We start from the raw sequence: 13,640 nt of genomic DNA on the forward strand, positions 1-13,640 counted from the left end.
AAAACGAAAAAAACAGCTAATATTAAAGTTGTGTAGTTAATTCTAAACGATTCATGGTAATGATGCCTTGGAGGAGTAGATTTAATTTGTGAAAGAATATGTACCTTGCCTTTTCCTAACTTAACATTATGATATTAGACATTACGCCCAAAATTCAGCTTCGCGAGATTGATTTCAAAGATGCATCTGTTGTTTATAATACGATTGATGCACAGCGTGATTATCTTGGACAATGGTTGCCCTTTGTGAGACACACGCAATCACAAAGTGATACCGAAGCTTTTATAACTTCTGTTGCCAACCTTTCTGTTAGTCAAAGAGAACTGATATTTACAATATGGTATAATGGTGATTTTGCTGGTTTAGTTGGATTTAAAGCCACTGACCGGATAAACTCCAAAACGGAATTAGGCTATTGGTTATCTGAGCCGTTTCAAAAGAAGGGAATTGTAACACTGTGCGTAGGTTATTTGTGTAGTTACGCCTTTAAAAAGCTAGTTATTAATCGTGTGCAGATAAAATGTGCAGTAGGTAACGATGCCAGTAGGAAAGTACCAAAACGCTTAGGATTTGCATTTGAGGGAATAGAGCGCGCAGGCGAGCGTGTTGATGAACATACCTATTATGATTTGGAGATATTTAGCAAACTTAAAAATGACTAGGTAATAAGAGATGAAATATATTATTGAACTGCTGCTTGTAATATTCCTATTTGCCTGTGATAATGGAAATAAAGGAATAAAACCCAATGATCCGATAGATGTTACAACGCAATTAGTTGCGGATGTTTATTGGAGCTTATCAAGCACGCCAGCGCGCTTTGAAGAATCAAATCTTTTAAATGATCTTACATATGGTTTTAATCGCTCAAAAATTTCATTTTATAATGTTGAGCATCATGTTTTTCATCAGGAAAACGCAACTATGCCTGCACATATTGCAGTAGATGAAGAGCAACGTATGCACCATTTATCAAGAGAGATTTATGAACAAGAGTTATATCCAGAAAGAGAAGTGGCTTATGGTCAACCTTCAACAATAGCATGTTTAAATATTGCTTTTTATCCAAGTGAGCGAGGGCCATATAATTATGATAGTCATAATGTTAATTTTAATGGTACTTTAAAACAACCAGAACAGCGTTGGGGTGGTATGATGCAATCCATTAAAATAAAAGAAAATGAGCGGTTTATTGAGTTTTGGATGATGGAACCTTTTACTAGTAATGAAAACGCATCAATGAGTGGCAAAATGTGCATTAACCTTGGGCTTGTTTCAGAAGATATTTTAAAGGATAATTTGGCATCGTCTGAATTAGCTTTATATGTAGAGCCTAATCTTAGTAAAGTCTTATCAACCTGGGGCTATATTGTTCAAAACTTCAATGTATCTCAATTTGACGATAGTAATAAAAGAATGAAGCAGGATGTAGGTTTCGATGGACTAGGTAACGCTGAGGAAGAAGCAAGTTTTTTTAGTGATTTTACGAATGCGATTGAGAATAAAATTAGTAATGATGCATTTGATAAGCTAAAGAGTGACCCATCTTCAGATAATTACCATTACTTTTTAGGTAACGATTATGACCAAAAAGAATTATCAATTGTAGATAGGTACAAAGATTATTGCGGTCCAGATGGGAATTCATTTTTATATACTACACCTAAAAGTAATTTCCCTGATAAGGAAGATTTGAATGATGACGGACAATTGTCAACAGAGGAGCGTTACAATGAGTTTGAAATAAATATTAATGCTCAGCAGTTTGAAATAGACAAAAACTATATTGATGACATAGTTTATTCTGATGTTGATGATTTTTATGGTCGTAAGGTTAAGTTCTATCACTTTCGAATTCCAATAGATCAACCTAGCAGCAATGTTGGAGGAAGTGTTTCTAAAAATGAGATGAAGTTTATTCGATTATATCTAACCGGGTTTAATTCATCTGTTATTCTCAGATTAGTTGATTTGAAATTGAGTGAGTAATTATTTTTTCGACTATTAACCCTTTATCTATTAATTATGAAAAAGCTTATATACACCATTTGCCTGATTATTATAGCTTGTTTTGTGCATGCGTGCACTGTTCAACAGCCAATCAGTTATGCGCCAGCTGAAAATAATGCTGATTACCAGATTTCCTATTTGTTTGAGCACGATGGTTGCAAAGTTTATCGCTTTTACGATGATGGCCGATATGTTTACTTTACGACCATAAACAGTGACGTTACTGTAATTCCAAATGATTCTACTGTAATAACTAATACTGTAAGAACGCAATAGTTATTTGGAGAAAAAGAGGAAGTTGTTGCTTGTGTTAGGGTGAGTAACAGATAAAACAAAAGGGGTAAATAGCTACTTTTACCCCTTTCCCTTAATTGTAAATTATATCGGTTTGTTGTGTGCTTAGTTGTATTTGCTTTCGCGAACTGCTTTAATACTATCGTCAGACAGGTACTCTTCAAAATCCATTAATTTATCAACAATACCGTTTGGTGTTAATTCAATAACACGTCCACAAGTTGTGCGAATAAATTCATGGTCATGCGAGGCCATTAAAATTTGCCCCGGGAATGATTTCATGTTGTTGTTAAAGGCCTGGATGGATTCCAAATCCAAATGGTTGGTTGGGTGATCCAATATCAACACATTGGGCTCTTCCATCATCATGCGGGCAATCATGCATCGCATTTTTTCACCTCCGGAAAGTACGGTTGCTTTCTTTTCAATGTCATCGTTAGAGAATAACATTTTACCAAGGAAGCTACGCATGTAATCTTCTGAGGTGTCTTTGGCAAACTGACCTAACCAGTCATAAAGTTTAATCTCTTTCTGGAAATACTCTGTATTGTCCATCGGCAGGTAGGCACTTGTAATGGTTTGTCCCCATTCAAAGTTACCTGTTTCTGCTTCTTTCTCACCATTGATAATCTGGAAGAAAGCCGTTACAGCGCGGTTATCACGCGAAATAAACACGACTTTTTCATCTCTTTCGATGTTAAAAGTCACGTCTTTAAACATCACTTCTCCATCAATGGAGTAACTTAAATCTTCAACGCGTAATATCTGGTCGCCCGCAGGACGCGAAGGTTGAAAAATAATACCAGGATAACGTCGGGTCGAAGGTTGAATCTCAGTAACATTCAGTTTATCCAACATCTTCTTGCGGCTGGTGGTTTGCTTACTTTTTGCCACGTTGGCACTAAAGCGTGAAATAAACTCCTGAAGTTCTTTTTTCTTCTCTTCGGCTTTTTTGTTTTGAGCCGCTTGCTGACGGGCTGCTAACTGGCTCGATTCGTACCAGAACGAATAGTTACCAGAGAACATGCGAATTTTATTGAAGTCAATATCAACAATATCGGTACAAACATTATCAAGGAAGTGACGGTCGTGAGAAACAACAATCACCGTATTTTCAAAGTTGGCCAAATAGTTTTCTAACCAAAGAACCGTTTCAAGATCCAGGTCGTTGGTAGGCTCATCGAGTAGCAAGTTATCAGGGTTGCCAAAAAGTGCCTGTGCCAAAAGAACACGAACTTTTTCCTTACCCGTCAGATTTTTCATCTCCTGGTGGTGCAAGCTTTCTTTAATGCCAAGACCACTTAATAGCTCTGCTGCATCACTTTCTGCGTTCCATCCGTCCATGGCAGCAAATTCGTCTTCCAGCTTAGCGGCTTTCATACCATCTTCTTCGCTGAAGTCTTCCTTCATGTACAAGGCATTTTTTTCCTGCATCAGTTCCCACAACTCTTTATGCCCCATCATCACAGTATTTAGAACTGTAAATTCATCATAAGCATAGTGGTCCTGCTTTAAAACAGAGAGGCGTTCGCCCGGCTCCATCTTAACATTACCTCGTGTCGAATCTAACTCGCCCGATAAAATGCGAAGAAAAGTAGATTTACCAGCACCGTTGGCACCAATTAGTCCATAACAATTGCCAGGCGTAAACTTTAGGTTAACGTCTGAGAATAAAGGTTTTTTGCCGAATTGAATGGCTAAATCAGAAACTGTAATCATGTTGCAACTCGATTTTTCAGGGCGCAAAAGTAGAAAGAATTGTTGGAATAGCTGTTTTCGTAATGTTAAAAAAAGTGATTGGCATAACGATTTTGGATATTTGAATGACTGATATTCAATTTGAAGGTCGTTAAGGAAGTTGTATGGAAATTATAGTTGTTATTTACTCAGATTAGGGTGTGTGTTCAATAATTGGGGTAGAAGAGCTGTTTAATTAAGTTTATTGCTAAAAAAAAATAAATGATATAAATATCATTAAATGAGGGCGATGTGTAGCTATCTTAAAAAACTTTAAAAAAAATCAATTTTTCCATGGGGGGTATCCAATAGTTGCGTGTTATACCTATGAATAAGCGAAGAAAAATAAAAACGTGAAGCAAGAACACATCATACAATACCTGTCGAATCGAATGAGTGAAAGCGATAAGCAACGCTTTTACAACGCTTTGGAAGAAGATAAGGAGCTTAAAAGGGAGTTTATCAAACAAAAAAATCTTTGGGCAGTATCGACCTCTTTAAGTCAGAAAGATAAAAGCGCTGAAAATGATTCGAATCTTTTTTTATATCGCCTTAACAGGCGAAAAGAAGACGAGCAGCATACGCATCGGTTGACATTTCGATTGAATGCCTATAAAATTGCAGCAGTGGTTATGTTTGCTTTGTTATTGGGAAGTGTTGCCGTGATGTTGAATCAATCAACTTTGAATCAGGAGACTGAAGTGTTTTATACAGAAACATACGTGCCAAAAGGAGAAAAGTCGGAATTAACCTTGCCCGATGGAACACATATAACAATTAATGCTGATACCAAATTAAGAATTCCATCTAATTTTTCTGCTTCCAATCGACAGTTGGATTTGGCTGGTGAGGCCTATTTTAATGTAAAACATGATTCTGAACATCCATTCATTGTCAAAACCGAAAGCATTAACATAGAGGTGTTGGGTACGAGTTTCGATTTATCGTGTTATCCGGACGAAGAAATGGTGACAACTATTTTGGATGAAGGAAAAATTCGCTTTGCAGGTGCCAACAATAATAAGGTAAATGGGACTTACCTGAAGCCTGGAGAAACCGCATATTACCATAAATCGAGTGGAGTTTTTAAAGTGCAGGAAACTGTAAAAACAGATAAAGCTTCATCGTGGAAACAAGGTGTTATTTCCTTTAAAGACATGCCTTTTTACTTGCTGGCTAAAAAGATTGAGCGTCAGTATGATGTGGAAATAGAAATTGATGAAAGCTTGAAGTTTGAAAAGTATACCGGTGAAATTAACGAAGAAACCGTGTGGGCAGTGATGAATAATTTTGCGATTGCTACACCTTTCAATGTGGAGTCATCAGGCCGTAAGATTAAAATTACAGCAAAGAAAAACTATTAAAAAAATGAGCACCCAAATCCCTGGCCGGAGAAAAAGATGCTCGTTCTAGTTCTTAATATTAATAACAAATTTATGAAAAAAAACAGATTAAAAAGCGCTTTAACGTCTGTTAACAGATGGAAAGTCACAGCTTTGCTGATTGCAAGCATGCTGTTATCTGGCACAAATGTTTTTGCCCGACAGCAAGAAAGACTCAATGTGGTGCTGAAAAATGCATCGTTAGAAGAGGTTTTTAATGTTATTGAAAAACAAAGTTCTTACCGTTTTTTATATAAAACGGATTTGGTGGATGTTAACAAGAAAATCAACATCAGCAAACGAAACGCCGAGTTGGAATCCATATTAAAAGAAGCGTTTGCTGGAACAGATATTTATTTCACAGTAAAAGAAGGTGACTTGGTGATTATAACACCATCGGCACCAAAATCAGCTACTGACATTCAGCAAGATGAAAAAGTCATTAAAGGTAAAGTGGTTGATGCTTCAGGCGATCCGCTTCCCGGTGCTGCAGTTTATTTAAAAGCTGATAACACTGTAGGAACCATTACTGATATTGAGGGCCGTTACGAACTAAAAGTGCCTAATGACGCCCAAACAATTGTTTTCTCATTTATTGGAATGGAAAGTCAGGAAGTTGCTTTTGCAGGCCAAACCAATATCGATATCACCTTAATGTCGGCTTACGAAGAGGTTGATGAAGTTGTGGTGGTAGGTTATGGAATCCAGAAAAAGTCGAACTTGACAGGTTCGGTCACTAACCTTGATACCGAAGATATGAAAGGCATCACTTCACCAAACGTTGGTAATTTGCTTCAAGGTAAAGCTGCTGGTGTATTTGTTTCGCAAGGGTCAGGTCGCCCTGGTTCTGCTCCAAAAATCCGTATTCGTGGTAAATCAACTTTAAGTGGTAGTGTTGATCCTTTGTGGGTGGTTGATGGTGTTATTCAGGCCGAAGCTCCGCAGCTAAACCCTGAAGATATTGAGTCAACATCTATCTTAAAAGATGCATCGGCTACTGCTTTGTATGGTTCGCGTGCTGCCAACGGTGTTATTTTAGTGACAACGCGATCGGCTAAACAAGGTAGCGACCAGATAAATGTGGCTGTAAAAACAGGTGTTACTAAATTATCGTTGGGTAATTTTAAGATGATGAACAACACCGAGATGACTAACTACATTAAATCATTTGCCAATGGATATGCCGACCTAGATTGGTTTACCGAGGAAGCACAAGCACGTAATACCGATTGGTTTAAAGAAGGAACTAAATTAGGGGTTGTGCAGGATTATGGTATTTCATTTTCAGGTGGTAACGAAAAGTTAAGAACTTATATCTCAGGTAATATTTATGACGAGAGTGGTGCTGTGAAAGGTTACGACTACACACGCTATTCGGGTCGCATGAATATTGACTACGACATCAAACCTTGGTTGACATTACATCCAAAACTAGGTTTTACTTATCGCGATATTATGGATGAGCAACAAAGTGTTGGCGAGATGTTCCTTAATATGCCATATGATCGTCCGCGCGATGATGAGGGTAATATTATTGACCCTACTGACCCAGATTCAGGATGGATTGGCCGTGATAAGAGTAACTCTATCTACAATTTACAATGGAATTATTCAGAAACATCTGAATTACGTTTATCTCCATACATGGGATTTGATATAAAGCTGGCTGAAGGATTAACATTCGTTTCTTCCAACAGTTTCGATTATCAACACCATAATAGAACAGATTATACTGATCCTCAATCAACAATTGGTCGCAATGATGTTGGTAACGTTGCCAATTATCATTACAAAAGCTTGAATCGTTTTACCAACCAGTTGTTACGTTACCAAAAAGGTTTTGGTGAGCATTACCTGACAGGATTAGTAGCTTACGAATTTAACGACTTTGAGTATTCTACAACTTATGCTCAACAAAAGGGTATTGTTTCGGGTACTGAAATCTTAAACGGTGGTTCTGAAATGAAGAACATTGAAGGTACAAAAGCCGGTTATGCTTTTAAATCATACCTGTTTAATGCCAACTATACCTATGGATCACGTTACATGGCTCAATTCTCGTTCCGTCGCGATGGTTCGTCTAAGTTTGGTAAGGATACGCAGTTTGGTAACTTCTATTCATTTAGTGCCGGTTGGAACATTCACAACGAGGATTTCTTCAATGTTGAGAATGTAAATGTGTTGAAATTTAGGGCTAGTTATGGAGTGTTAGGAAATACACCATCTGATCCAAATAGCTTGAATGGAACTTACTATCCTAGCAAAGAATTATACTCTATTACCAATCAGTACAATAAGGTTCCTGTTATTTCAGCAGACCAGTTGGGTAACGACGATTTAACTTGGGAAAAGACCCAAAGTACTAACTTTGCGTTGGATGCCAGAGTGTATAACCGATTTGATATCAGCTTGGAGTATTACATTAAGGATACTAAAGACCTTCTTTATTATGTAACATTACCTGCTACATCTGGATTCTCAGGTTACTGGGAGAATGTTGGAGCAGTTAAGAATACAGGTTTTGAAATGGTATTTGGAGCAGATATTATCCGTTCTTCTTCTGATGGATTTGAGTGGAGAATTGATGCTAATATTGGTGTTAACCGCAACGAGATTACCGAGTTGTATGAAGGTAACGACATTATTTCGGGTAATAAAATCAGAAGTGTTGGCGAAGATGTAGATACCTGGTATATGCGTAAGTGGATGGGTGTTAACGCGGATGATGGTACGCCACAGTGGGAAACCATTGACGAGGATGGTAATGTGAGCCTGACGTCAGACTATAACAAGGCCGCTTTACAAAAAGTAGGTACTTCAACACCTGATTTCTTTGGCGGTATTAACTCAACCATGAGTTATAAAAACTTGTCATTACTGATGAACCTGGATTATGTATCGGGAATTGATATTTACCACTATGCTCGTGAATTGTACGATAACGATGGAGCCTATTCAACCTTTAATGCCATGTCTTTGGCTGATGGATGGAGCCGTTGGGAAAAACCAGGTGATATTGCAACACACCCACAACCTTATAACGGAGGTAACAGCTTATCGAACAAAACATCATCGCGTTACATCGAAGATGGTAGCTACCTGCGCTTAAGAAACGTAACGCTTAATTATCGATTGGGTAATATTAAAAATGTTGAGTTTATCAAGAACATGAGTGTTTATGTTTCAGCTGAAAACTTATTGACATTCACCGACTACTCGGGTATTGATCCTGAAGTAGGTGAAGAAGGAACTGGCGATGCTTATGATGATTATGCCATTCCACAACGCTTTATGTTTGGCGTAAGTGTAACATTCTAATACGTAGAATTAGCATTAATCAAGTTGGTAACAAAAAAGATTAAACAAATGAATAAGAAAATATATACATGGTTGCTGATTCCTGCCATTATTATGGGGCTTTTTAGCTGTGAATTAGATAGAACACCATTTGAGTCAATCGAAAAGGACGATGTTTATTCGTCGGGTAATGCATTGGAAGCATTAACATTAGGAAACTATGCCATATTAAAAGGTAAAGGAATTGCCGATGGCTATTCGTGGGTGAATAACTTTTACCGTTTCGCCGAATATCCTGGCGATAACGTGGCCTTGAGTGGAAGTACTACTGACCCGTTAATGTTTATCTATAACTACAAGCGTCAGACAACAGGTTATCGTAAGCAAGCTGTTTGGACATCATCGTATAAAACAATTGTAGGTTGTAATACAGTTATTGAAAGAGCGGAAGAAGGTGTATCTGAGGAAATTGACCATATGATTGGTTCTAATTATTTCTTAAGAGGTATGGTGTATTTCTACTTAACCAATGTGTTTGGACGTCCTTATAACCAGGATCCGGTTTCTAATTTGGGTGTGCCTTTAAAACTAACAACTGATGTTAACGACCAGCCTATTCGTTCTTCCGTGAAAGATTGCTATGCTCAGGTTGTAAGCGATTTAAAAAAGGCCGAAGAGTTAATGTCCATTGAGAAGACAGCTAGTTATGCAACTAAAGAGTCTGCACAGGCTTTATTGTCAAGGGTGTATTTATACATGGAAGAAAATGATTTGGCTATTGAGTATGCTGATAAAGTAATTAATTCAGGTCGCTATCATTTATTGTCGAAAGAGAACTTTAAAAAGTATCCAAAATTCACACCGGATGAAAACGGCGAAACAATCTTTGCATTGCGCTATGTTGATGGAGCTGATAATACCGGGCAGTGGGACGATTGGTATACGTTCCCGGGAATGTATGCAGCTGTTGATGCACAAGGTAATGCTTCATTAACAGGTGCCGGATGGGGTGAGCTATATGCCTCAGTGACCTATCGTGATATTGTTGAAGAATGGCCGGACGATGCACGTGCTGCTTTTGTAACAGCTATGGTGCAGGATGAAAGCAGTGAAGAACTATACGGTGTTTGGTATGGTTTAAATGCTTATGCTGATGGTGCTTCAGAGGATATTAAGAAATACAATAGCTTTTTGTTCCACCAGGATCAGGTGAGTGCTGATATGACCACATTAACTCAGACATGGACTATTGATACCAATGGTGATGGAACGGATGAAACCATTACAGAAATATCGCCTATTACTGCAGAAGTGGATCCAAAGACAGGTGTTACTAATTATAGTGTAACGCCGTATATGGTGAATACCTCTACTGGTGCAACCACTCAATTGGATGCTCCTGTTAAGCTGAGAATTAATAAAATGTTGGCAACACGTCAAACGTATCCAAAGTATTTTATTACAAAATGTTCAGGTCAGGAAAACAAAGGGCACCTTTGGTCGCCAGTTGTGGTGCGATATGCTGAGATGTACTTGAATAAAGCAGAGGCTTTTGCTAAAAAAGGAGATCTAGGAAGCGCTTTAACCAATGTGAATGAGATACGTCGTCGTGCTATTGGAGCTGAAGCAGAATACACAGCCTCTGATGTCACTGCTGATATGTCAATATTAGACTTAGTATTAAAAGAGCGTCGATTAGAGTTGGCCTATGAAGGACACCGTAAGTTTGATGTGTTCCGAAATGGTTTAACAATGGATCGTCAATACCCGGGAACTCACCTTCGAGGTAATGATCCTTATTATACCATTGCACCAACATCGTACGACATTGTGGAGTACCTTCCTGAGAAGGAAATTCAGGCACAACCTGACTTAATTCAAAATCCATAAGAATTCAAAATCGTTTATAGAGCGGAGCCGTGATGAATTATTCGACTCCGCTCTCTGAACGAATAGTTGCAGTCTTTATTTATTATAAACGTTTAAACATGAATAATATAACTAAAGTTGGGTTGGTGTTAATAATGATGTTATGTATTAATACTTCCTATTGTTTTGCACAGACTGATAAACAACCAAATATTATTCATATTCTTGCCGATGATGTAGGTTTTGATGACCTAAGTTGTTTTGGCTCAAAAGATATTTCAACGCCCAACTTGGATGCTTTAGCTGCAAAGGGCATGAAATTTACCAGTTTCTATGCGCCGCACGGTACTTGCACTCCATCGCGTGCTGCTTTGTTAACGGGTCGATATGCACCACGGGTAAATGAAGGAGAAGGATTATATGTTCTTTTTCCTCATTCAACAACAGGACTGGAAGATGAGATGGAAGTAACCATTACCGAGTTGCTAAAGGAGCAGGGCTATAAAACAGGATTGTATGGCAAATGGCACTTGGGACACTTACCGCAGTACTTGCCTTGTGTACATGGTTTTGATGAGTTTTTAGGAATACCTTATCCCAACGACCATGGCCCTGAGCGTATTGGAAACAGCGGATGGCGGCCTAGCGGAATCAGTGACCCTGCCATTCCATTAATTGAGCAGGCTCAAATTATTAAACGTTGTGATAACAACGATTTAGCCGAGTTGCCAGCTTTGTTTACGCGTGAAGCTTGTAAGTTTATCTATCGCTCAGTTAAAGAAGAGAAACCTTTCTACCTTCAATATGCCAATATTGAAACACATACGCCCTGGTTTGTGCCAAAGGGATTTGAAGGACAGAGTGAAGCCGCCGCTTATGGCGATGCAGTGGAATACCTCGATCGCTCCGTAGGAATCATACTGAATACCCTTGAGCGATTGAACATTGAAGATAACACTATCATTGTGTTTTCGTCGGACAACGGGCCACTGATATATCGCGACATGGAATTAGAAAACTGTTATGGAAAATTTGGTTTTACCGATCCAGAACGAAAACACATCCTGCGCGAAGGGAAATACCAGGAACGCTACGATGGCGGTATACGGGTGTCGTGCATTATGACTTGGCCTAACAATATTCCGGCAGGTACCACTTGCGATGAACCCGTAGCAGCCATGGACTTATTCACCACTTTTGCGAATATTGCTGGCGCTAAAATACCATCAGATCGCCCGATTGACGGGAAAGATATTCAAAAGCTCATGCGTCAGGAAGAAGGAGCTGTTTCGCCCCATAAAGCTATATATGGCTATCGGGCCAGGGGTGGTTTAATGAGCGTTCGGTATCAAAACTGGAAGTTGGTTTTTAAAAATAAATACAAGCCGGAGGGCGAAAATGAATTGTATTTATACAACCTAAATGATGATTTAGGTGAACAAAAAGATGTAGCGTCGCAGCATCCAAAAGTCGTGAAGAAAATATTGGGACTTTGCCAAGACGCTGAAAAAGCCATTAAAGAACATAAAGAATTATAGAAAATAAAAATATTATTAGGATGTCAACAAACAGACGATCATTTTTAAAAAATATGGCGCTGGGAGCAGGAGTAGCTGCTGCCGCTCCACTGGCAGGATGTAATACACGTTCGAAAGAGAAAGAAGCAGTTGCATATATACGCGAAAATGCTGAGCGTGTACCTAAGATGGAATTTAATATGTGTGGCTATGCTGCGCCTAAATTAGACACTGTTCGTGTAGGTTTTGTTGGTATTGGTGATAGAGGTATTGGAGCTGTTGATCGTATGGGCTTTATCGAAGGTGTTGAAGTAACTGCTTTGTGCGATACACGTCAGGCCGCTATAGATGGAGCTCAGGCTTCGTTGGCGAAAGCCGGATTGCCAAAGGCCAAGGAGTTTACAGGTAGTGATACTGCTTTTAAAGCTTTATGCGATAGTGGCCTGGTTGATTTGGTGTACATTGCTACACCATGGGAATGGCACGTGCCGGTAGCTTTGGCTGCTATGCGTGGCGGTAGTCATGCGGCTGTTGAGGTGTCGACTGCTAAAACCATGGATGAATGTTGGGAAATGGTGGAAGTATCGGAGCAAACCAAAAAACACTGTGTTATTCTTGAGAACTGCTGTTACGATTTCTTCGAACTACTGACTTTAAATATGGCTCGTCAGGGTGCATTTGGTGATTTAGTTCATGGTGAGGGTGCCTACATTCACGATTTAGATTATTGGCATTTTAATAAGCCACAAGACGATAAGCCACGAGGCGACGGTGCCTATGATAAGTTATGGCGTTTGCACGAAAACACGCGCAAAGCCAATGTGTATCCAACTCATGGTTTAGGACCAATCTGTCAGGCGATGGATATCAACCGTGGTGATCGCATGGATTACCTGACAGCCATGATGTCGGACGATTTTACGTTAGCAGCACGAATTAAAGAGTTGGCACCTGATCGACCTGACTTGCAACAGTTCATAGGTAAAGAAATGCGTGGTAACATGGATATGCAAATGATTCGTACAGTTAAAGGACGAACCATGATGATACAGCATGATATCAGTTCGCCTCGTCCTTATTCACGTATCCATATGTTGAGTGGTACCAAGTGTTTTGCTCAAAAATGGCCATTGCAGCATATTGCTTTTGGACATGATGTGGCCGATGAGGCGAAGATGAAAGAGCTATGGGAGAAATACACACCTGAGATTGTCAATCGTATTGGAGAGATGGCCAAACAAGTTGGTGGTCATGGTGGTATGGACTTTATGATGGACTGGCGCCTGATTGATTGTCTTCGTAATGGTCTTCCAATGGATATGGATGTGTACGATGCGGCTGCCTGGAGTTGTATCACGCCGTTGAGCGAATGGTCTATTTTAAATGGCTCTAAGCCAATTGCTATTCCTGATTTTACCCGTGGCAAGTGGAAGACGAACAAGCCCGTTGAATTAACGCTTAAAGGCGGCGGTACAACAGGTGTTCGTAACCTTAAGAAAGCCGATTCTGAGAATCAACTGTCAGTCGGTTAAAT

9 protein-coding genes are annotated in these 13,640 nt (G+C 39.2%); 8 read left to right on the plus strand and 1 reads right to left on the minus strand.

The window, feature by feature from the left end; genetic code table 11:
- Nucleotides 1-128 precede the first annotated feature (128 nt).
- Genes J1N10_RS05565 through J1N10_RS05575 form a run of 3 tightly spaced genes read left to right on the plus strand, consistent with a single transcriptional unit; the run spans nt 129 to nt 2,286 of the window.
- Nucleotides 129-662 (plus strand): GNAT family N-acetyltransferase, encoded by a 534-nt coding sequence (locus tag J1N10_RS05565; RefSeq protein ID WP_262325692.1) that lies wholly within the window; start codon nt 129-131, stop codon nt 660-662.
- 10 nt (nt 663-672) lie between these two features.
- Nucleotides 673-1,989: a T9SS outer membrane translocon Sov/SprA gene (gene sov / locus J1N10_RS05570; RefSeq protein ID WP_262325693.1), complete on the plus strand. Its 1,317-nt coding sequence runs from the start codon at nt 673-675 to the stop codon at nt 1,987-1,989.
- 36 nt (nt 1,990-2,025) lie between these two features.
- A complete protein-coding gene (locus J1N10_RS05575) occupies nt 2,026-2,286 on the plus strand; it encodes a DUF4884 domain-containing protein (protein WP_262325694.1) in 261 nt (86 codons plus the stop codon).
- 123 nt (nt 2,287-2,409) lie between these two features.
- On the opposite strand, the gene J1N10_RS05580 is transcribed toward J1N10_RS05575, so the two are convergent.
- Nucleotides 2,410-4,023 carry an ABC-F family ATP-binding cassette domain-containing protein gene (locus tag J1N10_RS05580; protein WP_262325695.1) on the minus strand — a complete coding sequence of 538 codons (1,614 nt, stop codon included), beginning with the start codon at nt 4,021-4,023 and terminating at the stop codon, nt 2,410-2,412.
- A gap of 371 nt (nt 4,024-4,394) precedes the next feature.
- On the opposite strand from J1N10_RS05580, the gene J1N10_RS05585 reads away from it, so the two are divergent.
- From J1N10_RS05585 to J1N10_RS05605, 5 genes are all read left to right on the plus strand, one after another.
- Nucleotides 4,395-5,405: a FecR family protein gene (locus J1N10_RS05585; RefSeq protein WP_262325696.1), complete on the plus strand. Its 1,011-nt coding sequence runs from the start codon at nt 4,395-4,397 to the stop codon at nt 5,403-5,405.
- 72 nt (nt 5,406-5,477) lie between these two features.
- Nucleotides 5,478-8,741, plus strand: coding sequence for a SusC/RagA family TonB-linked outer membrane protein (locus tag J1N10_RS05590; protein WP_262325697.1), 3,264 nt, complete (start codon nt 5,478-5,480; stop codon nt 8,739-8,741).
- A 48-nt stretch (nt 8,742-8,789) separates the two neighbouring features.
- Nucleotides 8,790-10,610: a RagB/SusD family nutrient uptake outer membrane protein gene (locus tag J1N10_RS05595; protein ID WP_262325698.1), complete on the plus strand. Its 1,821-nt coding sequence runs from the start codon at nt 8,790-8,792 to the stop codon at nt 10,608-10,610.
- Nucleotides 10,611-10,708: 98 nt separating this feature from the next.
- The gene (locus J1N10_RS05600; RefSeq protein ID WP_262325699.1) at nt 10,709-12,127 is read left to right on the plus strand and encodes a sulfatase family protein; all 1,419 of its coding nucleotides are present in this window, start codon (nt 10,709-10,711) and stop codon (nt 12,125-12,127) included.
- A 20-nt stretch (nt 12,128-12,147) separates the two neighbouring features.
- Nucleotides 12,148-13,638 carry a Gfo/Idh/MocA family protein gene (locus J1N10_RS05605; protein WP_262325700.1) on the plus strand — a complete coding sequence of 497 codons (1,491 nt, stop codon included), beginning with the start codon at nt 12,148-12,150 and terminating at the stop codon, nt 13,636-13,638.
- The last annotated feature ends 2 nt before the right edge of the window (nt 13,639-13,640 follow it).

The sequence above is a fragment of the Carboxylicivirga litoralis genome, assembly GCF_025499605.1.
Classification (GTDB): Bacteria; Bacteroidota; Bacteroidia; order Bacteroidales; family Marinilabiliaceae; genus Carboxylicivirga; species Carboxylicivirga litoralis.

Coding starts and splice junctions, on each gene's coding strand:
- J1N10_RS05565 (WP_262325692.1), top strand. CDS start 129: ATGATATTAGACATTACGCCCAAAATTCAGCTTCGCGAGATTGATTTC.
- sov (WP_262325693.1), top strand. CDS start 673: ATGAAATATATTATTGAACTGCTGCTTGTAATATTCCTATTTGCCTGT.
- J1N10_RS05575 (WP_262325694.1), top strand. CDS start 2,026: ATGAAAAAGCTTATATACACCATTTGCCTGATTATTATAGCTTGTTTT.
- J1N10_RS05580 (WP_262325695.1), bottom strand. CDS start 4,023: ATGATTACAGTTTCTGATTTAGCCATTCAATTCGGCAAAAAACCTTTA.
- J1N10_RS05590 (WP_262325697.1), top strand. CDS start 5,478: ATGAAAAAAAACAGATTAAAAAGCGCTTTAACGTCTGTTAACAGATGG.
- J1N10_RS05595 (WP_262325698.1), top strand. CDS start 8,790: ATGAATAAGAAAATATATACATGGTTGCTGATTCCTGCCATTATTATG.
- J1N10_RS05600 (WP_262325699.1), top strand. CDS start 10,709: ATGAATAATATAACTAAAGTTGGGTTGGTGTTAATAATGATGTTATGT.
- J1N10_RS05605 (WP_262325700.1), top strand. CDS start 12,148: ATGTCAACAAACAGACGATCATTTTTAAAAAATATGGCGCTGGGAGCA.